The organism is Kytococcus sedentarius (genome assembly GCF_041937525.1).
In the GTDB taxonomy this organism is placed as follows: Bacteria; Actinomycetota; Actinomycetes; order Actinomycetales; family Dermatophilaceae; genus Kytococcus; species Kytococcus sedentarius_A.
This window is the reverse complement of record NZ_CP169391.1, coordinates 1,885,827-1,906,787: the sequence shown is the minus strand read 5'-3', so window position 1 is coordinate 1,906,787 and position 20,961 is coordinate 1,885,827. Positions and strand designations below refer to the sequence as shown.

21 protein-coding genes and 1 riboswitch are annotated in these 20,961 nt (G+C 72.3%); of the genes, 17 read left to right on the top strand and 4 right to left on the bottom strand.

What is annotated here, in order from left to right; translation table 11 throughout:
- Positions 1-31: 31 nt before the first annotated feature.
- The 8 genes from ACEY2A_RS08885 to ACEY2A_RS08850 all read left to right on the top strand — a co-directional run bounded on the left by ACEY2A_RS08885 (position 32) and on the right by ACEY2A_RS08850 (position 7,952).
- Positions 32-1,852 carry an AMP-dependent synthetase/ligase gene (locus tag ACEY2A_RS08885; RefSeq protein ID WP_374928246.1) on the top strand — a complete coding sequence of 607 codons (1,821 nt, stop codon included), beginning with the start codon at positions 32-34 and terminating at the stop codon, positions 1,850-1,852.
- Positions 1,845-2,912 carry an App1 family protein gene (locus ACEY2A_RS08880; RefSeq protein ID WP_374928245.1) on the top strand — a complete coding sequence of 356 codons (1,068 nt, stop codon included), beginning with the start codon at positions 1,845-1,847 and terminating at the stop codon, positions 2,910-2,912. Before ACEY2A_RS08885 ends, ACEY2A_RS08880 begins: the two co-directional genes overlap by 8 nt.
- A 10-nt stretch (positions 2,913-2,922) precedes the next feature.
- Positions 2,923-3,867, top strand: coding sequence for a DNA-formamidopyrimidine glycosylase family protein (locus ACEY2A_RS08875; RefSeq protein WP_374928244.1), 945 nt, complete (start codon positions 2,923-2,925; stop codon positions 3,865-3,867).
- Between the two features lie 388 nt (positions 3,868-4,255).
- Positions 4,256-5,242: an IS30 family transposase gene (locus tag ACEY2A_RS08870; protein WP_374928233.1), complete on the top strand. Its 987-nt coding sequence runs from the start codon at positions 4,256-4,258 to the stop codon at positions 5,240-5,242.
- Positions 5,243-5,337: 95 nt separating this feature from the next.
- Complete coding sequence (locus ACEY2A_RS08865) at positions 5,338-5,664, top strand: rhodanese-like domain-containing protein (protein WP_374928243.1); 327 nt, start codon at positions 5,338-5,340, stop codon at positions 5,662-5,664.
- A 63-nt stretch (positions 5,665-5,727) separates the two neighbouring features.
- On the top strand, positions 5,728-7,041 hold the full coding sequence (locus ACEY2A_RS08860; RefSeq protein ID WP_374928242.1) for an ATP-binding protein: 1,314 nt from the start codon (positions 5,728-5,730) through the stop codon (positions 7,039-7,041).
- A gap of 169 nt (positions 7,042-7,210) precedes the next feature.
- Complete coding sequence (locus ACEY2A_RS08855) at positions 7,211-7,606, top strand: hypothetical protein (protein ID WP_374928241.1); 396 nt, start codon at positions 7,211-7,213, stop codon at positions 7,604-7,606.
- A 43-nt stretch (positions 7,607-7,649) separates the two neighbouring features.
- Entirely contained in the window at positions 7,650-7,952 is a 303-nt protein-coding gene (locus tag ACEY2A_RS08850; protein WP_374928240.1) for a putative quinol monooxygenase, read from the top strand.
- A 125-nt stretch (positions 7,953-8,077) separates the two neighbouring features.
- On the opposite strand, the gene ACEY2A_RS08845 is transcribed toward ACEY2A_RS08850, so the two are convergent.
- Positions 8,078-9,106, bottom strand: coding sequence for a DUF2332 domain-containing protein (locus ACEY2A_RS08845; protein WP_374928239.1), 1,029 nt, complete (start codon positions 9,104-9,106; stop codon positions 8,078-8,080).
- Between the two features lie 26 nt (positions 9,107-9,132).
- Between ACEY2A_RS08845 and ACEY2A_RS08840 the strand changes: the two genes are divergently transcribed.
- Positions 9,133-9,813, top strand: coding sequence for a phosphatase PAP2 family protein (locus ACEY2A_RS08840; protein WP_374928238.1), 681 nt, complete (start codon positions 9,133-9,135; stop codon positions 9,811-9,813).
- A 55-nt stretch (positions 9,814-9,868) separates the two neighbouring features.
- Here ACEY2A_RS08840 and ACEY2A_RS08835 read toward each other — a convergent pair whose 3' ends face one another.
- Positions 9,869-11,251, bottom strand: a complete 1,383-nt coding sequence (locus tag ACEY2A_RS08835; RefSeq protein WP_374928237.1) for a serine hydrolase domain-containing protein — start codon at positions 11,249-11,251, stop codon at positions 9,869-9,871.
- A gap of 131 nt (positions 11,252-11,382) precedes the next feature.
- Here ACEY2A_RS08835 and ACEY2A_RS08830 point away from each other — a divergent pair, with 131 nt between their 5' ends.
- Genes ACEY2A_RS08830 through ACEY2A_RS08820 form a run of 3 tightly spaced genes read left to right on the top strand, consistent with a single transcriptional unit; the run spans position 11,383 to position 13,797 of the window.
- Positions 11,383-11,853, top strand: coding sequence for a thioredoxin family protein (locus ACEY2A_RS08830; protein ID WP_374928236.1), 471 nt, complete (start codon positions 11,383-11,385; stop codon positions 11,851-11,853).
- A 43-nt stretch (positions 11,854-11,896) separates the two neighbouring features.
- On the top strand, positions 11,897-13,426 hold the full coding sequence (locus ACEY2A_RS08825; protein ID WP_374928235.1) for a UDP-N-acetylmuramoyl-L-alanyl-D-glutamate--2,6-diaminopimelate ligase: 1,530 nt from the start codon (positions 11,897-11,899) through the stop codon (positions 13,424-13,426).
- On the top strand, positions 13,423-13,797 hold the full coding sequence (locus tag ACEY2A_RS08820) for a hypothetical protein (protein WP_374928234.1): 375 nt from the start codon (positions 13,423-13,425) through the stop codon (positions 13,795-13,797). The genes ACEY2A_RS08825 and ACEY2A_RS08820 overlap by 4 nt, the downstream gene beginning before the upstream one ends.
- 93 nt (positions 13,798-13,890) lie before the next feature.
- Here ACEY2A_RS08820 and ACEY2A_RS08815 read toward each other — a convergent pair whose 3' ends face one another.
- Both ACEY2A_RS08815 and ACEY2A_RS08810 read right to left on the bottom strand, forming a co-directional pair.
- Entirely contained in the window at positions 13,891-14,877 is a 987-nt protein-coding gene (locus ACEY2A_RS08815; RefSeq protein ID WP_374928233.1) for an IS30 family transposase, read from the bottom strand.
- Positions 14,878-15,156: 279 nt separating this feature from the next.
- Positions 15,157-16,227, bottom strand: a complete 1,071-nt coding sequence (locus ACEY2A_RS08810; RefSeq protein ID WP_374928232.1) for an enoyl-CoA hydratase/isomerase family protein — start codon at positions 16,225-16,227, stop codon at positions 15,157-15,159.
- 77 nt (positions 16,228-16,304) lie between these two features.
- A riboswitch (FMN riboswitch) is annotated at positions 16,305-16,432 on the top strand.
- Positions 16,433-16,632: 200 nt separating this feature from the next.
- On the opposite strand from ACEY2A_RS08810, the gene ribD reads away from it, so the two are divergent.
- The 5 genes from ribD (at position 16,633) to ACEY2A_RS08785 (ending at position 20,955) form a co-directional block, all read left to right on the top strand.
- Positions 16,633-17,670, top strand: a complete 1,038-nt coding sequence (ribD, locus tag ACEY2A_RS08805) for a bifunctional diaminohydroxyphosphoribosylaminopyrimidine deaminase/5-amino-6-(5-phosphoribosylamino)uracil reductase RibD (RefSeq protein ID WP_374928231.1) — start codon at positions 16,633-16,635, stop codon at positions 17,668-17,670.
- Positions 17,670-18,311 carry a riboflavin synthase gene (locus ACEY2A_RS08800; RefSeq protein ID WP_374928230.1) on the top strand — a complete coding sequence of 214 codons (642 nt, stop codon included), beginning with the start codon at positions 17,670-17,672 and terminating at the stop codon, positions 18,309-18,311. The genes ribD and ACEY2A_RS08800 overlap by 1 nt, the downstream gene beginning before the upstream one ends.
- The gene (gene ribB / locus ACEY2A_RS08795; protein WP_374928229.1) at positions 18,308-19,561 is read left to right on the top strand and encodes a 3,4-dihydroxy-2-butanone-4-phosphate synthase; all 1,254 of its coding nucleotides are present in this window, start codon (positions 18,308-18,310) and stop codon (positions 19,559-19,561) included. Before ACEY2A_RS08800 ends, ribB begins: the two co-directional genes overlap by 4 nt.
- 138 nt (positions 19,562-19,699) lie before the next feature.
- Positions 19,700-20,230, top strand: a complete 531-nt coding sequence (gene ribH / locus ACEY2A_RS08790; RefSeq protein WP_374928228.1) for a 6,7-dimethyl-8-ribityllumazine synthase — start codon at positions 19,700-19,702, stop codon at positions 20,228-20,230.
- The gene (locus ACEY2A_RS08785) at positions 20,227-20,955 is read left to right on the top strand and encodes a nicotinamide riboside transporter PnuC (RefSeq protein ID WP_374928227.1); all 729 of its coding nucleotides are present in this window, start codon (positions 20,227-20,229) and stop codon (positions 20,953-20,955) included. Before ribH ends, ACEY2A_RS08785 begins: the two co-directional genes overlap by 4 nt.
- Positions 20,956-20,961: the final 6 nt, after the last annotated feature.

The following is a 20,961-nucleotide window of genomic DNA, read 5'->3' as shown; positions in this document are numbered from 1 at the left end:
GCGGGGAGTCAGACCCCAGTACGCTGCCACCATGTCCCAGTCGATGATGACCAGCTGGTGGAAGGACAACCCACCGCAGCACCTGCCCGGCCTCCTGCACGGGACCGCCGAGGAGTTCCCCGACCGTGTGCTCATCAGCCGCCGGCAGGGCCAGTCGTGGGTGGACCTCACCTCCCAGCAGTTCCTCGACCACGTGAACAGCGTGGCCCGCGGCCTCGTCGCTGCCGGCGTGGAGCCGGAGGACCGCGTGGTGCTCATGGCCAAGACCCGGTACGAGTGGGCCCTGCTGGACCTGGCCATCCTCTCCACCGGGGCCGTCGTGGTGCCGGTGTACGAGACCAGCTCGGTGGACCAGCTGGCGTGGATCATCGAGAACTCCCGCGTCACCTGGGCCCTCACCGAGTCCGACGCCCTGGCCGGCACCGCCCGTGCTGCCGCGGAGCAGGTGGGCACCCAGCTCAAGGGCGTCTGGGCCGTCGACGCCAAGACCACCGAGGGCATCGACCAGCTCATCGCCGGCGGCGCCGAGGTGGAGCAGGCCGAGATCGACCGCCGCTGCGAGGGTCTCTCGCGCGAGACGCTCGCCACCCTCATCTACACCTCCGGCACCACGGGCCGCCCCAAGGCCTGCATGCTGCCCCACCGCGCCTTCCTCGACGAGGTGCTCGCCGCCTACGAGGGGCTGCCGGAGCTCTTCGAGGACGAGTCCTCCACTCTGCTCTTCCTGCCCCTGGCCCACGTGTTCGGCCGCATGGTGCACTACGCGGTCATCGGCGCGGGCGCCCGGACGGGGCACACCGACATCGCTCGTGTGGCCAAGGACCTGCCGGAGTTCAAGCCCACCTTCGTGCTCGCGGTGCCCCGCCTGTTCGAGAAGATCTACGAGTCCGCGCACCTCAAGGCCACCAAGGGCGGCAAGGAGAAGATCTTCGCCGCGGCCACCCAGACCGCCATCGACTACTCCAAGGCGCTCGATGCGGGGCGCGTGCCGCTGGTGCTGCGCGCCAAGCACAAGCTCTTCGACAAGCTGGTCTACGGCAAGGTGCAGGCCGCCTTCGGTGGCGAGCTCAAGTGGGCCATCTCCGGTGGTGCTGCCCTGGGTGAGCGCCTGGGCCACTACTTCCGCGGCATGGGCGTGAACATCATGGAGGGCTGGGGCCTCACCGAGACCTCCGCTGCGGCCACCGTGAACCGCCCCTCCATGCAGAAGATCGGCACCGTGGGCGTCCCGCTCCCCGGGTTCGAGGCCCGGCTCACCTCCGAGGGTGAGGTGCAGGTGCGCGGTGGCCACGTGTTCGCCGGCTACGAGAACAACCCCGAGGAGACCGCCAAGGTGCTCTCCGAGGACGGGTGGCTGTCCACCGGTGACCTCGGGGAGATGGACGACGAGGGCTTCCTGCGCATCATCGGCCGCGCCAAGGACATCCTCGTCACGGCGGCGGGCAAGAACGTGGCCCCCGGTCCGCTCGAGGACATCCTGCGCTCCCACCGGCTCGTCAGCGAGGCCATGGTGGTGGGCGACGGCCGTCCCACCGTGATGGCGCTGATCACCCTCGACCAGGAGCAGCTGCCCGAGTGGCTCAAGCACCACCACCGCGACGTGGTGCCCGCCGCCGAGCTCACCGAGGACGAGCAGGTGCGTGCCGCCATCCAGAAGGTGGTCGACAAGGCCAACGCGTCGGTGAGCAAGGCCGAGGGCATCAAGAAGTTCACCATCCTGCCGCGCGACTTCACGCTGGAGAACGAGGAGATCACCAACTCGCTCAAGGTGCGTCGCCACATCGTCACCGAGCACTTCAAGGACGAGATCGAGGCGATGTACGGCAAGCGCGACTCCCAGCTCCGTGACTGAGAAGCCGCTGCCCACCGCCAAGCCGCACTACGCGGCGCGGTGGGAGAACCGCCTGCGCGGTCACGTGGCCGACGTGCTGCGGGCTCGCGGGTGGCTCCCGCGGCCCGCCGGCTTCACCGGCTACGGCACCACCGAGTTCGCGCGGGTGTACGCCCGCATCCAGCTGCGCCGCCCGGTGGGTGACTCCCCCCTGCCGAGCCCGGTGCAGGACGTGCAGCAGTTCCTCAGCCGCCGCGGCTGGCGCGCCTTCATCAGCGCCCCCGATGCGGGGGTGCCGGTCAAGGTGACCCTCGGCGGTGCGGCGATCATGGCCCGCGCCGACCGGGGCGGGTACGTGGAGCAGGTGATCACCGGCCACGGGCTTGCGCCGGGAACCCACCGGGTGACCTTCGAGTGCCCCGGGGGAGCGGTGGCCGAGGCCGACGTGCACATCGCCGAGCCGGACGCCCGCATCGGGCTGGTCAGCGACATCGACGACACGGTGATCAGCACCCACCTGCCGCGCCCCCTCATCGCGGCGTGGAACACCTTCGTGCTCACCGAGCAGGCGCGCGACGTGGTGCCCGGCATGGCCGACGCCTACCGGGCGGTTCTGGCCGAGCACCCCGGCGCGCCGGTGTTCTACCTGTCCACCGGGGCGTGGAACACCCAGCCCTTCCTGCACCGCTTCCTGCAGCGGCACCAGTTCCCGTCCGGTGCGCTGCTGCTGACGGACTGGGGGCCCACGAACACCGGGTGGTTCCGGTCCGGGCGCGAGCACAAGTCCCGCCACCTGGAGCGGCTCGCCGAGGAGTTCCCGGAGGTGCGCTGGGTGCTGGTGGGCGACGACGGCCAGCACGACCCGGGCATCTACGACGAGTTCGCCGAGTCGCACCGGCGGCACGTGGCGGCGATCGCCATCCGCCAGCTGACCGTGCTGGAGCAGACGCTGAGCCGCGGTGTGCCGGTGGCGCTCGCCGAGTTGGTGCGCAAGCACTCGGGCACCGTGCCGGTGGTCACCGGGGGTGACGGCTTCGCCCTGATGCGGGCCCTGCTGCCGGCCCTCGGACGCCGGGGCTGAGGGGGCGGGCGTGCCGGAGCTGCCGGAGGTGGAGGGCCTGGCCGCCGCGCTGCGGGAGCGCACGGCGGATCGGGTGGTGGCCGACCTGGCGCTGGCGAGCTTCAGTGTGCTGAAGACGGTGGACGTGCTGCCGCAGTCCCTGCACGGGCGGCCGGTGGACGACGTGCGCCGGTACGGCAAGTACCTGGACCTGGTGGTGGACGGCACCCACGTGGTGGTGCACCTGATGCGCGCCGGGTGGATCACCTGGCACGACCAGGTGCCGCGCAGCCGGCCGCGCCCCGGCGGGAAGTCGCCGGTGGCGGTGCGCCTGACCCTGGACGACGGCTCGGGGCTGGACCTCACCGAGGCGGGCACACGCAAGGGCATGGCGATGTACCTGACGGACGATCCCGCATCGGTGGAGGGGCTCGCCTCCCTCGGTCCCGATGCGGTGAGCCTGCGCCCACCGCTGGAGTCGCCGCCGCTGGTGGGGGTGGACACGACCACGGGGGAGGTGGGCGTCACCGCATCGACGACGACCGAGGAGAGGTTGGCGTTCTGGACCGGGCTGCTGGACGGGCGGCGCACGCAGGTGAAGCGGGTGCTGCGGGACCAGTCGCTGGTGAGCGGGATCGGCAACGGGTGGTCGGACGAGATCCTGCACACGGCGCGGCTGTCGCCCTTCGCGTTGGGGGCGTCGCTGGATGCCGAGCAGGTGGGGCGGCTGGCCGAGGCGGTGCACGAGGTGCTGGTGGGGGCCACGGAGCGGGCACTGGGGAAGGCGCCGGAGGACCTGAAGGACGGCAAGCGTGGGGGGATGGCCGTGCACGGGCGGACCGGGGAGGCGTGCCCGGTGTGTGGCGACGTGGTGCGCGAGGTGACCTACGCGGACAGCTCGTTGCAGTACTGCGCGACCTGCCAGACCGGGGGCCAGGTGCTGGCGGACCGGAGCACGTCCAAGTTCGTGAAGTGACCCGGCGGCGCGGCGCGGCGCGAGCTGGGCGGCCCAGTTCCGCACCGGTGCTGGGTTCGGTTGCGCCGGGAGGCTGTCCGACATTTGAGTTCCGCACCGGTGCTGAGTTCACCTGTCACCCCGTGCCGAGACCCGCACCGGTGCTGAGGTCGACGGGGCGGGTTCGAGGGGTGGTCGCAACACCGTTGGTGTTGAGGAGTTTGGGATGCCTGGTGGTGTGTCGTTCGAGATGGTGCCGGCGCGTGCTGAGTTGTTCTGGAAGGCTCGGGCGATGGGAGTGCCTATCGCGCAGATCGCTGCGGACTTGTCGTGGTCAGAGGCTGGCTTGAGGAAGTATCTGCGGCGTACCGGTGGGATCGGGCCGGATCCGTGGCGGGATCCGGATCGGGTGCTGACTTTGGAGGAGCGGTACCGGATCAAGGAGATGCTCCTGGAGGGGTGCTCGTTGCGGCACATCGGCCGGGTCCTGGACCGTTCGGCCTCGACGATCTCCCGGGAGGTCCGGCGAGGTGGTGCCACCGCGACCAGGCGCTGGCAGTACAGCCCGGCGATGGCGCAGAGGGCGGCGTGGGTGGCCCGGCGCCGCCCGAAGCCGTTGAAGTTGACGGCCAATCCGGTGCTGGCCCAGGCGGTGCAGGACGGGTTGGACGAACGGTTGTCACCCGAGCAGATCGTGGGACGCTTGCGCCGTGAGCACCCTGATGACCCGGCTTGGCACGTGAGTCACGAAACGATCTACAAGACCTTGTACCTGCAGGCCCGGGGCGGGCTGAAGCGGGAGTTGAAGGCCCTGACGCGCACGGGTCGCACGGTGCGCCACCCGCGCCGTAAACCGGACGAGCGACGGGGTCGGGTGGCCGGGATGGTGTCGATCTGGGACCGGCCCGCCGAGGCACTGGACCGGCAGGTCCCGGGCCACTGGGAAGGCGACTTGATCATCGGCAAGGCCGGCGCCTCAGCGATCGGGACACTGGTCGAGCGGCACTCGAACTACCTGATCCTGGTGCACCTGGACCCTGACCTGCCCCGGGTCGAGGCGACCGTGCAGGGTTTGGTCGCCAAGCTCGGTGAGCTGCCCGAGACGTTGAAGCGTTCCTTGACCTGGGACCAGGGCAACGAGATGGCCCATCACCAGCAGGTGACCGACCTGACCGGGGTGCAGGTGTACTTCGCCGACCCGCACGCCCCGTGGCAGCGAGCCAGCAACGAGAACACCAACGGACTGCTGCGGCAGTACTTCCCCAAGGGCACCGACCTGTCAGTCCACTCCCAACTCGACCTGGACATGGTGGCCGACCAGATGAACCGCCGACCCCGCAAACGCTTGGAGTTCGCCACCCCACAAGAGACACTCGCGGAGTACCTGTTGCCATGACCCCTTGAAACCGCCCGGTCGAGCTCCTCACCGGTGCGGAGTTCGATGCCGCCCGCCGCCCGCCGCCCGCCCCGACCTCTGCGATGCTGGGGCGCATGAACACCCCGATCACCCCGCAGGACCTGCCCGACGACGCCGTGGTGCTGGACGTCCGCGAGCCCGACGAGTGGGCCGCCGGCCACGCGCCGAACGCCGTCCACATCCCGCTGGCCGAGGTGCCGCAGCGCGTCGACGAGCTGCCGGACCCCTCCACCGACGGCCCGCTGCCGGTGACCTGCCGCTCCGGTGGCCGCTCCAGCCGCGCCGTGCAGTGGCTGCAGGCGCAGGGCTACGACGTGGTGAACGTCGACGGCGGCATGAAGGCCTGGTCCGCCGCGGGCAAGGCGATGACCTCCGATGCGGGGGAGCCCTACGTCATCTGACGCCGCCTAACCGGTTCTGCCGAAATCCCTAGAGACTCCTCGACGGGGCCATAGGCTGCCGGCGTGGACCCCATCACCAACCCGTACGCCCCCGGCGCGGGCCAGCGCCCGCCAGAGCTCGCCGGCCGCGACGAGTACCTGCGCCAGTTCGATGTGGTGCTCGAGCGCATCCGCCGTGGCCGCCCCGACCGCAGCGTGCTGCTCACCGGGCTGCGCGGCGTGGGCAAGACGGTGCTGCTCAACGCGCTGCGCGGCCAGGCGGTCCGCGCCAACTGGGGCACCGGCAAGCTGGAGGCCCGCCCGGACCAGTCCCTGCGCCGCCCGTTGGCCAGCGCCCTGCACACGGCGGTGCGCGAGCTGGGCCACCCGCAGCAGGAGGATGTCGACCACGTGCTCGGCGTGGTCAAGGCCTTCGCCCAGCGCGACGCCCCTGCCAACGCCAAGCTCCGCGACCGCTGGAGCCCCGGCATCGACGTCCCGGCCGTCTCCGGCCGCGCGGACTCGGGCGACATCGAGATCGACCTGGTCGAGCTGCTCACCGACGTGGGCGGGCTGGCGGCCGACGTGGGCAAGGGGGTAGGCATCTTCATCGACGAGATGCAGGACCTGGGCCCCGATGACGTGTCGGCCGTCTGCGCTGCGTTCCACGAGATCGGGCAGCAGGCGCTGCCGGTGCTGGTGGTGGGGGCGGGTCTGCCGCACCTGCCGGCGGTGCTGAGCGCCAGCAAGTCCTACAGCGAGCGGTTGTTCAGGTATCACCGCATCGACCGGCTGGCCCGCGAGGAGGCGGCCCGCGCCCTGCAGGCCCCGGCGGCCGACGAGGGGGCCGAGTGGGAGGACGACGCGCTGGCGGCCATGTACGCGGCCACCGGTGGGTACCCGTACTTCATCCAGGCGTATGGCAAGGAGGTGTGGGACCTGGCGCCGGAGTCGCCCATCACCGCCGAGGACGTGCGCGTGGCGGCGCCCACCGCGGAGTCGGAGCTGGCCGTGGGCTTCTTCGGCTCGCGCTACGAGCGGGCGACGCCGGGCGAGCGGGAGTACCTGCGCGCCATGGCGGAGGCCGCGATCACCGTGGCCGAGCAGGAGGTGGCGAGCGAGGCCGATGGGGTGAGCGTCGCCCCGGGTGCCGCGCCCGCATCGGGTGGGGCGGCTGCCCCTGGTACCGCGGCCGCATCGAGCGACCCGCTGACCCGTGCGGAGGAGGTCGAGGCGGTGCCCACGTCCGTGGTGGCCGAGGTGCTGGGCCGCAAGCCGCAGTCCCTCTCGCCGGCGCGGGATGCGTTGATGAAGAAGGGCCTGGTCTACGCCCCGGAGCGCGGGATGATCGCGTTCACCGTGCCCCACTTCGGGCGGTACCTGCGCAACAGTCAGTGACGGCTCGTCCGCGCGACGGCCACCCACCCCGTGCGGGACTCACTCCACCGCGCTACAACACGGTCACGTAAGCCTCGCGCGGCGCGCGGTGGGGCCGTGCCCGGACCGGCACCCTGCCCCCGCCCGTGGGCGGATCGCCCTTTCGATGCGGACCGGGCACGCTGGCGGGATGAACTCCCTTGTCGCAGTCCTCGTCCGCGCCGTGGTCACCGTCCTGCTCGCCGCCGGCGCCGGGTGGCTCACGACCCTCGTCGGGTCCTCCGCCGACAGCGACACCGGCCTCGGAGCAGGCCTGGTGGCCTTCCTCGCCATCGCCGTGATTTCGCTGGTGTGGTCCTTCCTGGATGCCAAGGGCGGCCGCTCGTTCCTCGGAACCGTGGTGATCTGGGCAGTCGCGGGGCTGGTGATCGGCGTGCTCGGCGCCCTGCAGGCCCAGGGTTTCGACGGCCCCATCGACCGCACCATCCTGTGGGACGACGTCAAGGGCCTGAGCATCATGGGTGGCCTGCTGGCGGTCGTCCCGGCGGTCGTCGGTGCCGGTGTGGGCGCCATCGCTCGTCGCTGAGCGAGCGGGGCAGGTTGTCGGCCCCCGGCGCTACGTTGTCGGTATGACCTTCGCAAACGTGGGAACCCTCGGAGTCCAGCCCGGCCGGCGCGATGAGGTGGTGGCCATCCTCACGCGCCGCAACCCGGAGCTCGAGGAGGCCGGCTGCCTGCTGTACGAGGTGGGCGTGCACGACGAGCATCCCGACACCGTGTTCGTCACCGAGTTGTGGACCGATGCGGAGGCGCACCAGGCGTCCCTGGAGCTCGACTCGGTGCGCGCCGCCATCGCGGAGGCCATGCCCCTGCTCTCCGGTGAGATGGGTGGCAGCCAGTTCAGCGTGGTCGGCTCACCCCTGCGCGACTGACCCCTCACTCCCCCAGTTCTGCCCTCTCCCCGTCCAACGTGACCCGTGTGCGCGCGTCAGGTTGGACGAGGAGAAGGCAGAATCGCGGGGGATGCGGGGGGGAAGGGGGATGGGACGCGCCCCGCTCACACCGCCCACGCCCACGCCCCATGCGGCTGGGTGAAGGCCACGGCCCGCCCGTCGCGCGCCAGCACGAACGCCGGGCGCCGCTCCGGTTCCGGCATGCCCGGCAGGATGCTCGACCCCTCGTTCGCCAGCCAGACGTCGGCCTGGCGCTGGACCACCTCGGCGAACCGCTCCCGCACCTCCGCCGAGCAGTACGCCAGCACCGCCGAGTGCTGCACCACCACCGTCGCCCCCGGCACCGCAGCTCGCGCCTCGGCCACCAACGCCGGGAGGTCCTCCGCCAGGTCACCCCGCCGCAGGTGCAACGCCTCGCCCCGGGCAAGGCCCCGCGCCACCCCCACCGCCGCCCGCAGCCGCTCCCGCCGGGCCTCGTGCCCGGGCCACACCAGCGTCTCCAGCCACGCCATCGCGTCGTCGTCACCCACGTCGAGGGGGTTGAGGTCCAGCCCACCGCGCCACACCACATCGGGCAGGCGGGTCGGCGGCTCGATGCCGGTCAGCGCACACTCCAGCACCACCGGCGAGGGCCCGTCGACCGGGTCGAGGCGCACGCTCGACCCATCGGTCGCCGGGGGCCCACCGGGCCCGGCGGGACCAGACACCGTGAACTCGTACGAGTACCGGTCGGGCAGCAGACACAGCCCCGCCGCCGCCCCCACCTCCAGCAGCGCCACGGGCCCCTCGATGCGGGCGAGCTCCGGCAGGAGCGTCGCGCACCGCCCCGCCTCGTTCGTCTGCGTCGACCGCGACTCGATGGTGGCGCGCACCGCCGCCCACCGGCTCGCCAGCACCTCACGCAGCGCCTCGTACCGCGGTTCCGCGGTGTCCGCCCCGTGCCAGCGCGCCGCCGCGAACACCAGGTTCGGCTGCCGCTTGGCCTCCGGAAGCTCCCCCAGCAGCGCCAACACCTCGCCGTCCTGCGCCACCCCCTGCGCCCACGCGCGGAACACCGGGGAGTCCACCGCCTCGTGCTCGGCGAAGTCCGCGTAGAACCCGGCAGTGGGCAGATCCCCCTCGATGGCGCGCATGGCCCCACGCTACTAACGTCCGCCGGGTGCCCCTACTGCGCCGTGCCGCCAGCCTGCCGGTGCTCTCCGCCGCGTTCGTGGTGCTCACCGCACTCTCGATGGGGGTGCTCCTCCCCCTGGACCGCGAGCTCCACCGGTACTGGTCGCAGGAGCACACCCCCTACGCCACCGACCTCTTCCTGATGCTGGACGCCCTCGCCGGGCAGGCCGTCGCCGTGCCGGTGCTGGCCCTCACGGCCGCGGTCCTGGGGTGGCGTGCCCGCTCGTGGGAGCCGTTGCGCATGGTGCTGCTGGTGGAGGCCGCCTTCTTCGGCGGCGTAGGAACTCTCAAGCTGCTGCTGGCCCGCGGGACCCCGGCCATGGAAGACCCACACTTCTTCGTGGGCAGGCTCGACGGCACCGGCTGGCAGGGGATCAGCTACCCCTCGGGGCACACTGCCGAGGCCGTGCTCATCTACGGTGCCGCGGTGTATCTGCTGTGCACCCACCTGCAGCTGGGGCGGGGTGCCCGGGGGGCGCTCCTGGTCGCGTGGGCGGGCACCGTGCTGCTCACGGTGGGGGTGGCCTGGTGGCTGGGCTTCCACTGGGTCACCGACCTGGTGGCCGGGTTGCTGCTGGGTGGCGTGCTGCTGCACCTGGTGGTGCTGGCCGACCAGTGGTTCACCGAGCGGCGCCCGCGGGTGCTGCTTCCGCCCGCGCTGGACTGATCACCAGCCATCAGCCACCAGCCACCAGCCACCGGCGGGCGCCCCGCCCGCCCCGTCAGCCCGGCTGCTCGCCGAAGGCCAACGGCTCCCGCGTGACCAGGTAGGTGGCCCAGTTCATCAGCCGCACGCGCCCCTCATCGTCCCGGCGGATGCGGAGCCACTCGCCCCGCTCGCGGCCGGACACGGTGCGGTACAGGTCGGCCTCCACCCGCTCGAACACCGCCGGCGGGGCCTCCTTGGGCGCCCCGGCCATGCGCGCCTCCAGCGTCCCCTTGTGCACGCTGAAGACCACGTGGGCGCCCTCGGTGTACCAGTGGCCCAGCACTCCGGTGAGCTCCTCTGGCACCGCCTCGCCGGGCTCCCACGGCTCGCCGGCCACGGGCTCGGCGGACTCCAGCGCCTCGCCCAGGTCGATCGCCAGCGCCGCCGGGTCGGGCGAGTTCGAGTTGTTCATGAACGCCAGTCCGCCGGTGCCGGACTCGCGGTGGGTGAACACGCCGGTGATGTGGCCCGGCATCCCGCCGGTGTGGCCCACCCAGATGCGCTTGTCGCGCCGCATCAGGAAGAAGCCCAGCCCCATCGTGGCGGTCCACCCGCGCGGGTCGACCACGGCCTGCGGCTGCGTCATCTCCTCGAGCGTGTCCGGTGCGAGCACGGCCTCGTCGGGGTCGGCCACGAAGGCCGACCAGCGCGCCATGTCCGATGGGGTGGACGCCAGCCCGCCGCAGGGTGCGGTGCCGCGGAAGTCCGGCACGGGCTCGATGAGGGGGACGTCGCTGAAGGGCGGCACGAAGTAGCCCTGCACGCCGGCCCCGGAGAAGCCCACCGTGGTGCGCCGCAGCTCCAGCGGGTCCAGCAGCCGCGCCTGCAGGGACTCGGCCCAGCTGCGGCCGTCGAGGTGGGCCACCACCTCACCCAGGAGGCAGTACATGAGGTTGGAGTAGTGCCAGCGGGTGTGCGCGGGGCCCACCCGCTCGGCCTGTGCGTAGTCCTGGACGAGCTGCTCCGCATCGGGGAAGGCGAGGGTCTCCCACACGTCGCCGTGCGGCTCGCGCTGCATGCCCGAGACGTGGGCGAGGGCCGAGCGGATGGTGGCGCCGTGCGCCGGGGAGGGGGTGCCACCGGGCAGGTGGTCGCCCACGTGGTCGTCCAGGGAGAGCTTCCCCTCATCGCGCGCCTGCATGATCATGACGGCGGTGAAGGTCTTGGTGTTGGAGGCCACCAGGTACTGGTCGTCGGCGGTGGCCGCGCGGTCGCGCCCCTGCCCGCCGCCGGTGGTGCCGATGCCCTCGCTCCACACCAGCTCGCCGCCGCGCTGCACGCCGGTGAAGAGGGCGGGGACGCGCCCCTCGGTCTGGCGCTCCAGGGCGATGCGGTGCAGCTCGCGGGCGGTGCTCCGGCGGACGCCGGGCCGGTCGGCGGTGGTGTGGTCACTCATGCAGGCACCGTAACCGGCGGGAGTGATGCGGGCCACAGCGCGGGAACAACGGTCGTGGCAGCACGGTTGTCGCCCCCAGACCAGGCCGTCCTCCACATCGGACGGCACCCGAGCACCCCGAGGAGGCACCCGTGGCCACCGTTGAACTGACCACCGAGAACTTCGAGCAGACCATCAAGGACAACCCGATGGTGGTCGTGGACTTCTGGGCCACCTGGTGCGGCCCGTGCACCCAGTTCGCGCCCGTCTACGACGCCGCCTCCGAGAAGCACGAGGACATCGTGTTCGGCAAGGTCGACATCGACGCCCAGCCGCAGCTGGCCGGCGCCCTGGGCATCCAGTCGGTGCCCACCACCATGGCCTTCCGGGAGCAGATCGGCGTGTTCGCCCAGCCCGGCGCCATGCCTGCCAGCGCGCTGGACGAGGTCCTCGAGGCCGTGAAGGGCCTGGACATGGACCAGGTGCGCGCCCAGGTGGCGCAGGAGCAGGCCGCTGCGCAGCAGCAGCAGGGTCAGGCCCCGGTGCAGGAGACCTCCTCCAACCCGGCCGATGCGGGGACCCGCGCCGCTGGTGGTGCCGACCCGTCGAACCCCTTCGCCTGAGGCGGGTGCTGCGTCACCGCCCTGATCGGCCTACTCTGACCGGGTGTTGACCCGAGCCGACGTCGCGACCGCCCTGCGCCTCCCCGTCCAGGACGTGCCCCAGGCCTTTGCCGGGTCACCCGGCATCACGGCGGTGACGCACGACTCGAGGGCAGTGGGGGCGGGTGCGGCGTTCGTGGCCGTCTCGGGCTTCAAGAGCGACGGCCTGCGCTTTGCTGCCTCTGCGCTGGCCGGCGGGGCGTCGCTGGTGGTGGCCGAGCGGGCGTGGCCCACGCAGGACGACCGCGACGCCGACCCGCAGATCGCCGAGCTGGAGGCCGCCGGGCCGTTGCCCGTGGTGGTCGTGCCCAACGCGCGCGAGGCGCTGGGTCTGCTGGCTGCGGCCGTGCAGGGCAACCCCAGCGGCTCGATGCGGGTGCACGGCATCACCGGCACCAACGGCAAGACCACCACCAGCTACGTGCTGTACAACCTGCTCGCCGGGATCCTGGGGGCGGGCAAGGTGGGTCTGTCCACCACGGTGGAGGTCATCATCGATGGGGTGGCGCGCCCGGCCATGCGCACCACGCCCGAGGCGCCGCTGGTGCAGGAGAACCTGCGCCGCATGGCCGATGCGGGGGCGAGCGACGCGGTGCTGGAGACCTCCAGCCACGGCCTGGAGCTGCATCGCGTCACGGGGGTGGACTACGCCTCGGCGATCTTCACCAATCTCACGCGCGACCACCTGGACATCCATGGCGACATGGAGACCTACTTCCAGGTGAAGCGCCAGCTCTTCGAGCGCACCGAGGGGCCGCGACTGTCCAATGTGGACGACGAGTACGGCCGCCGGTTGGCCGAGGAGTTCCCCGGGGCACTGACCTTCGGCTTCTCCGAGGACGCCGACTACCGCATCACGGGTACGGACCTCACCCTGGAGGGCATGCAGTTCACGCTGCGCACCCCGGGGCACGGCGACCTGCGCCTGGAGCCGCCGCTGGTGGGTGACTACAACGCGCTGAACGTGGCCGGTGCCGTGGCCGTGGCGCTGGAGTGCGGGCACGACCCGGTGGCCGTGGTCGATGCGGTGAGGGGCCTGGGCCAGGTGCCGGGGCGTTTCCAGCGCATTCCGGAGGCTGCGGAGCACGGATTCACGGCGGTGGTGGACTACGCCCACACCGAGGTGGGGCTGGAGATGGTGCTCACGGTGGCCCGCCGCATCGCGGACATGGCCGGGGGGCGGCTCCTCTGCGTCTACGGCGCGGCCGGCGAGCGTGATGCGGCCAAGCGGCCCTTGATGGGCGAGGTGGTCTCCCGCATCGCGGACGTCGGCATCATCACCACGGACGACCCGTACGGCGAGGACCCGGTGACCATCGCCGATGAGGTCATGGCCGGTGCGGATGCTGCGGACACGCGCATCATCATCGACCGGCGCGAGGCGCTGCTGGCCGCGGTGGCCGAGGCGCGCGAGCACGACGTGCTGATCGCGTGCGGCAAGGGTGACGAGCCGTTCCAGCACCTGCCCGAGGGCGACGTGGACCACCACGACCCGACGTCCATCCGCGAGGGCCTGACCCTGCGCCGCCAGTGAAGCGCGTGCTGGAGCGTCTCGTGGTGACGGTCGCCAGCGATCCGGGACCCGACGGCACGGCCGGTTGCTCGTGTCACCTCTGGGCCGAGGTCTCCGGGGGACGGGTGCTGCTGCTGGACGACCGCGGGTGGGGGACCACCGCGGCGTGGAGCGAGGTGACCGAGGAGGGCATCGTGAAGGATTCCCTCGTCGTCACGGGCCCGGACGAGCCGTGGGGCGACATGACGCAGGACGATGCAACCGCTTTCCACTTCGCGGACCTGGCCCGGCGCGCCGCGCACCGCGGCCTGACCGTGACGGCCACCGAGTTGGAGGACCTGCCGATCGAGGTGGAGTTGAGCGAGGAGTTGCGGTCGCGGCTCCGCCGATGACGCCCGGGCCGTGCCGCACCGGTGCTGATCTCGCGCTGCCGCCGGCACTGAACTCCGCACCGGTGCGCAACTCGACTGGGCGGTTTCAAGGGGTCATGGCAACAGGTACTCCGCGAGTGTCTCTTGTGGGGTGGCGAACTCCAAGCGTTTGCGGGGTCGGCGGTTCATCTGGTCGGCCACCATGTCCAGGTCGAGTTGGGAGTGGACTGACAGGTCGGTGCCCTTGGGGAAGTACTGCCGCAGCAGTCCGTTGGTGTTCTCGTTGCTGGCTCGCTGCCACGGGGCGTGCGGGTCGGCGAAGTACACCTGCACCCCGGTCAGGTCGGTCACCTGCTGGTGATGGGCCATCTCGTTGCCCTGGTCCCAGGTCAAGGAACGCTTCAACGTCTCGGGCAGCTCACCGAGCTTGGCGACCAAACCCTGCACGGTCGCCTCGACCCGGGGCAGGTCAGGGTCCAGGTGCACCAGGATCAGGTAGTTCGAGTGCCGCTCGACCAGTGTCCCGATCGCTGAGGCGCCGGCCTTGCCGATGATCAAGTCGCCTTCCCAGTGGCCCGGGACCTGCCGGTCCAGTGCCTCGGCGGGCCGGTCCCAGATCGACACCATCCCGGCCACCCGACCCCGTCGCTCGTCCGGTTTACGGCGCGGGTGGCGCACCGTGCGACCCGTGCGCGTCAGGGCCTTCAACTCCCGCTTCAGCCCGCCCCGGGCCTGCAGGTACAAGGTCTTGTAGATCGTTTCGTGACTCACGTGCCAAGCCGGGTCATCAGGGTGCTCACGGCGCAAGCGTCCCACGATCTGCTCGGGTGACAACCGTTCGTCCAACCCGTCCTGCACCGCCTGGGCCAGCACCGGATTGGCCGTCAACTTCAACGGCTTCGGGCGGCGCCGGGCCACCCACGCCGCCCTCTGCGCCATCGCCGGGCTGTACTGCCAGCGCCTGGTCGCGGTGGCACCACCTCGCCGGACCTCCCGGGAGATCGTCGAGGCCGAACGGTCCAGGACCCGGCCGATGTGCCGCAACGAGCACCCCTCCAGGAGCATCTCCTTGATCCGGTACCGCTCCTCCAAAGTCAGCACCCGATCCGGATCCCGCCACGGATCCGGCCCGATCCCACCGGTACGCCGCAGATACTTCCTCAAGCCAGCCTCTGACCACGACAAGTCCGCAGCGATCTGCGCGATAGGCACTCCCATCGCCCGAGCCTTCCAGAACAACTCAGCACGCGCCGGCACCATCTCGAACGACACACCACCAGGCATCCCAAACTCCTCAACACCAACGGTGTTGCGACCACCCCTCGAACCCGCCCTGGCGAGCTCCGCACCGGTGCGGGCCTCGGTGACGGCTGACGGGGCTCAGGCCAGCTTCTCGCCCGCCATCACCGTCTTCACGTCCTCGGCGGGCACCTCGGCGATGCTGGGGTGGCGCCACGCGGCGTCGTTGGTCCGGTCGATGAGGACCGCGCGCACACCCTCGGCGAAGTCACCGCTGAGCACCATGCCGGTGGCCATCTTCCCGTCGCGCTCCAGCACACCGGCCAGCGTGTCCCCGGCGGCGGCGCGAATGCCGGCCAGGGTCACGGCCACCGACAACGGCGAACGCGTCTCCAGCAGCTTCACGGCCTTCTGCGCACCCTCGGAGTCGTTGCCGCGGAGGCGCTCCAGGATGGCGCCAGCAGCCTCACCCTCATAGGCCGCCTCGGCCCACTCGGCCTGCGCGGCCAGCGGCGACTCGGGCTCCCCACCGGCCTCGCGGGCGGCAGCCACCAGGTCGTCGGGCGACTCGCCACCGGCCAGCCGGTCCACCACGGCCTCCGCGTCGAGCAGCTCGGCGGGGGCCACCGCATCGGCCAGGCCGAGCATCACCGCATCGGCGCCGGTGAAGCGGTCCCCGGTCAGGGCGACGTGCGTGCCCAGCTCGTGGGGGGAGCGGGCCAGCAGGTGGAGGGCGCCCACATCGGGGAACAGGCCGATGCCGGTCTCGGGCATGGCCACCTTCGCGTCGGCGGCCACCAGCCGGTGCGACCCGTGCGCGCTCACGCCGATGCCGCCGCCCATCACCGCCCCGTGCATGAGCGCCACGTAGGGGATCGGGTAGTCCGCGATCAGCTGGTTGAGCGTGTACTCGGTGGTCCAGAACTCGTTGGCGCCGCTGAGGTCACCGGAGGTGGCGGACTCGCGCAGCACCTTGATGTCGCCGCCGGCGCAGAAGCCCTTCTCGCCCTCACCGGAGACCACCACGGCGCGGGGCTGCTCGTCGCCCTTGGCGTCACGCCAGGCGCGGAGCTGGTCCAGCATGGCGGCGCACATGTCCGTGGTCAGCGCGTTGAGGGCCTTCGCGCGGTTCAGGTGGATGCGGGCGATGCCGTCACGCATGCCGAACAGCACCTCATCGGTCTGCGGGGCGGGGGTGAGGTCGGTGGCCATGGCTGCTCCTGGGCTCGGGGCGGGGACGGGTCGGACGTGGCCCAGCGTTCCACACCGGCGAGGAGTACTGTGGGCCCCACGTGTTCCGGGGTCGGTGCAAGTCCGAACCGGCGGTGAGAGTCCGCGACCCGTCCGCAGCCAGCGGACGGTTGACTTGGTGAAATTCCGAGACCGACGGTGAAAGTCCGGATGGAAGGCACACGTGCGTCGCCGCTCAGCGGTGACCTGTCGTCGTGGCGAGAGTCTCGACGCGCCTCGTGGTCCCACGAGGCGTCGTCCTGCTCCCGCTCCAGCGAAGCCCCCGGTGCACCGGGCCGTCCACCGACGGTCCGCCCGTGACCACCGAGAGGACCGCTGTTGAGCCCCGCCGGCACCCCGCCGCTCCCGCCCCGTTGGGAAGCCCCGATGCGGCGTGCGCTGGAACTCGCTGCCCGCGGCCCCGCGGTGGACCCCAACCCCCGCGTCGGCTGCGTGCTCCTCGATGCGGACGGCCGCACCCTGGGCGAGGGCTGGCACCGGGGCGCCGGCACGCCCCACGCTGAGGTCGCCGCCCTCACCGCCGCCCTGGCCGATGCGGGGGAGCTGCCCCCGGGCACCACCGCCGTGGTCACCCTCGAGCCGTGCAACCACACCGGCCGCACCGGGCCGTGCTCCCAGGCCCTGCTCGATGCGGGTGTCTCCCGCGTCGTCATCGCCCAGCCGGACCCCACGCCGCTGGCCGCGGGCGGCGCCGAGCACTTGCGTGCCGTGGGGGTCGAGGTCGTCACCGGGGTGATGGAGCGCGAGGCGACCGCCCTGAACGAGTGGTTCACCGCATCGGCCCGGCTCGGTCGCCCCGTGGTCACGCTGAAGCTCGCCAGCACGCTCGACGGCCGCGTCGCCGCCGCCGACGGCACCAGCCGGTGGATCACCGGCGAGCAGGCGCGCCTCGACGTCCACCGCCAGCGCGCCACCGCCGGCGCCGTCGTCGTGGGCACCGGAACCGCCCTGGCCGACGACCCCCAGCTCACCGTCCGCCTGCCCGAGGGCGACCCGGCGCTCGCGCTGCTCCACGTCGCCGAGGGGGCGCCCGCCCGCCAGCCGCTGCGGGTGGTGGTCGGCACGCGCGAGCTCCCCGCATCGGCCCGCCTGCTCGACGACGTCGCCGAGACCCTCCTGCTGCCCACCCACGACCCCGCCGAGGTGCTCACCACCCTGGGTGGCCGCGGCATCCACCACGCCTGGCTCGAGGGCGGCCCCACCCTGGCCGCGGCCTTCTTGCGCGCCGGCCTCGTCGACCGCCTCGTCCACCACCTGGCCCCCGCCCTGCTGGGCTCCGGTGCGCCCCTGACCGGCGACCTCGGCATCGGGACCATCGCCGGCCTTGACCGCTGGCGCCTCGATGACGTGACCCGCCTGGGCGACGACCTGCGCCTGACGCTGACCCCCGAAGGAGCCGCCTGATGTTCACCGGAATCGTGGAGGAGCTCGGCCGCATCGAGGCCATGGAACCGGCGGGCGACGACATCCGCCTCACCGTGCACGGCCCCCTGGTCACCAGTGACGCAGCCCGCGGCGACTCGATCGCCGTCAACGGGGTCTGCCTGACCGTCACCGACCTGGGCACCGCTCCGGGCGATCCAGCAGCAGCCGACACCTTCACCGCCGACGTGATGCCGGAGACGCTCACCCACAGCTCGCTCGGCGCCCTGACCGTCGGCAGCCCGGTGAACCTGGAGCGCGCCGTGCGGGTGGACGGGCGGCTCGGCGGCCACATCGTGCAGGGGCACGTCGACGGCGTCGGCACGGTCCTCGCGCGCACGCCCGGCGACCGCTGGGAGGTGGTCCGCGTGGCCATCCCCGCCGAGCTGGCGCGCTACGTGGTGGACAAGGGCTCGATCACCCTCGATGGCGTGTCGCTCACCGTCAGCGGGGTGGGCACCGATGCGCCGGACGGCACCGACACCGACTGGCTCGAGGTCAGCCTCATCCCCGAGACCCTCGCCCGCACCACCCTGGGCGCCACAGGGGTCGGCAGCCCGGTGAACCTGGAGGTTGACGTGCTGGCCAAGTACACCGAGAAGCTGCTGGGGGTCGCGCGATGACCGCCCACCCGGCGCCGCTCGCCGCTGCCCTGGAGGCTCTCCGCGCCGGTCGCCCGGTGCTGGTGCTGGACGACGAGGACCGCGAGAACGAGGGGGACGTCGTCCTGGCGGCGCAGACCCTCACCCCGGAGTGGATGGCGTGGACCATCCGCCACTCCTCCGGCTACGTCTGCGCCCCCATGACGGCCGCCCGCGCCGACGCGCTGGACCTCCCCCTGATGGTCCGCGACAACGCCGACCCCTTCCGCACCGCCTACACCGTCACCGTCGACGCGGCACAGGGCGTGACCACCGGCATCAGCGCCGCCGACCGCACGCACACCCTGCACACCCTGGCCGATGCGGGGAGCCTCGCCACCGACCTCATCCGCCCCGGGCACGTGGTCCCCCTGCGTGCCCGCGACGGCGGGGTGCTCGAGCGCGCCGGGCACACCGAGGCCGCCGTGGACCTGTGCCGGCTCGCGGGGCTGGAGCCGGTGGGCGTGATCGCCGAGCTGGTGCACGACGACGGCTCGATGATGCGGGCGCCCGCCGTGCAGGAGCTCGGCGCGGCACACGACCTGCCGGTGCTCACCATCGAGGCGCTGCGGCGGTGGCGTGCGGTCCACGACCGGCTCGATGCGGTGGCCGTCGCCCAGCTGCCCACCGCCCACGGTCCGTTCACCGTGCACGCCCTGACCGACCGGCTCACCGGGGTGGAACACCTGGCGCTGGCCGCGCCCGGGGCGCCGGGCAACAGCACGGCCGAGGGTCCGCGGGCCCACCCCACCGCCTCCCCGGTGCCCGTCCGGCTGCACAGCGAGTGCCTCACCGGTGACGCGCTGGGCTCACAGCGGTGCGACTGCGGCGCGCAGCTCGACGACGCGCTCGCGGACGCCCGGGCGCGCTCCGGCATCGTGCTGTACCTGCGCGGCCACGAGGGGCGCGGCGTGGGGCTGGCGGCCAAGATCGCCGCCTACGCCCGGCAGGACGCGGGGGCCGACACGGTGGACGCCCAGCACGAGCTCGGTCTGCCGGTGGACACCCGCGACTTCGCCGTGGCCGCGGCGATGCTGGCCCACCTCGGCGTGGAGCGCGTGGAACTGACCACCAACAACCCCGACAAGATCGCCGCCCTGCGTTCCCTGGGGGTCGACGTCGTGGCGACGCGCCCCAGCATCGTGGGGATCACCCCGCACAACCTCGCCTACCTGCGCACCAAACGGGATCGGATGGGGCACACGCTGCCGGCGGACCTGGGTGTGACGTGACAGATCACACCCGCCATGGGTTGATGCGCGGCCCCGGACGCGCCACCGTGGAAAGGACCCCCCGCGGGTGCTGCCAGCGATGTCCTTCACACACCCACCAGACCCCTCCCGCACCGTCCCTCATCCCCAGGAGATCCCATGAGTGCCACCGGTTCCCCCTCTGATGCCATCGCCCTGCGCCTCGAGCGCGAGCTCGCCGCCGACCGCGCGGACGGGGCCCTGCCGCTGCGCGTCGCCGTCGTCGCCGCCTCCTGGCACGACGACGTGATGGACGGCCTGCTCGCCGGGGCGGAGCGGGCACTGGGCCAGCTCGGCATCACCCCGCGGGTGGTGCGGGTGCCCGGTTCCTTCGAGCTGCCCGTGGCCGCTGCCCGCATCGCGCCGCACGTGGACGCCGTGGTGGCCCTGGGGGTCGTCGTCCGCGGTGGCACGCCGCACTTCGAGTACGTCTGCCACGCGGCCACCTCCGGGCTGACCGACGTCTCCGTGCGCACCGGCACCCCCATCGGGTTCGGTGTGCTGACCTGCGACGACGAGCAGCAGGCGCTGGACCGGGCGGGCCTCGAGGGCTCCACGGAGGACAAGGGTGCCGAGGCCGCGCTCGCGGCCGTGGACACGGCGGCCACCCTGCGCCGGGCCAAGGGAACCTGGCGGTCCGACGCCCGGTGAACCTCCTGGAACAGCTCTTCGCCGCCGAGCTCGCCATCGGCCCGTGGACCATCCTGTGGCGAGAGATCATCGGCAACCTGTTCGGCTTCGCCTCGGCACTGGGCGGCATGCGCCGCCGCGTGTGGGCCTGGCCCGCCGGCATCATCGGCAACGCCCTGCTGTTCACCGTCTTCGCGGGGGTGTGGTTCGCCAACCCGCAGGACACGACCCTGGCCGGTCAGGCCGCGCGGCAGGTCTTCTTCATCATCACCAGCGTCTACGGGTGGTGGATGTGGAGCCAGCAGCGCCGCACCCGCCGCGCCGCCGGGCAGACCGCCCCGTTCACGCCCCGCTGGGCCACCGCGGCGCAGCGCGTGCAGCTGGGACTCTTCGGGCTGGTCGGAATCGTGCTGTGCCAGTGGGTGTTCCGGCAGATCGGCGCGGGCTGGCCGGCGCCGGACTGGTACTACTGGGCCGACGCCTGGATCTTCGTGGGCTCCATCCTGGCCACCTACGCCATGGCCCGGCAGTGGGTGGAGTTCTGGTTGCTGTGGATCGCCGTCGACCTGGTGGGTGTGCCCTTGCTCTGGCACTCCGGGTTCATCCCCTCGGCCGTGCTGTACCTGGTGTACGGCGCGTTCGTGGCGTGGGGCTTCGTGGTGTGGATGCGGTTGGCCCGCCACGAGGACGCCCCCGGTGAGGAGGCCCTGCACGGCACCGAACCCCACACGGAGCCCGCGCCGTAGACTTCG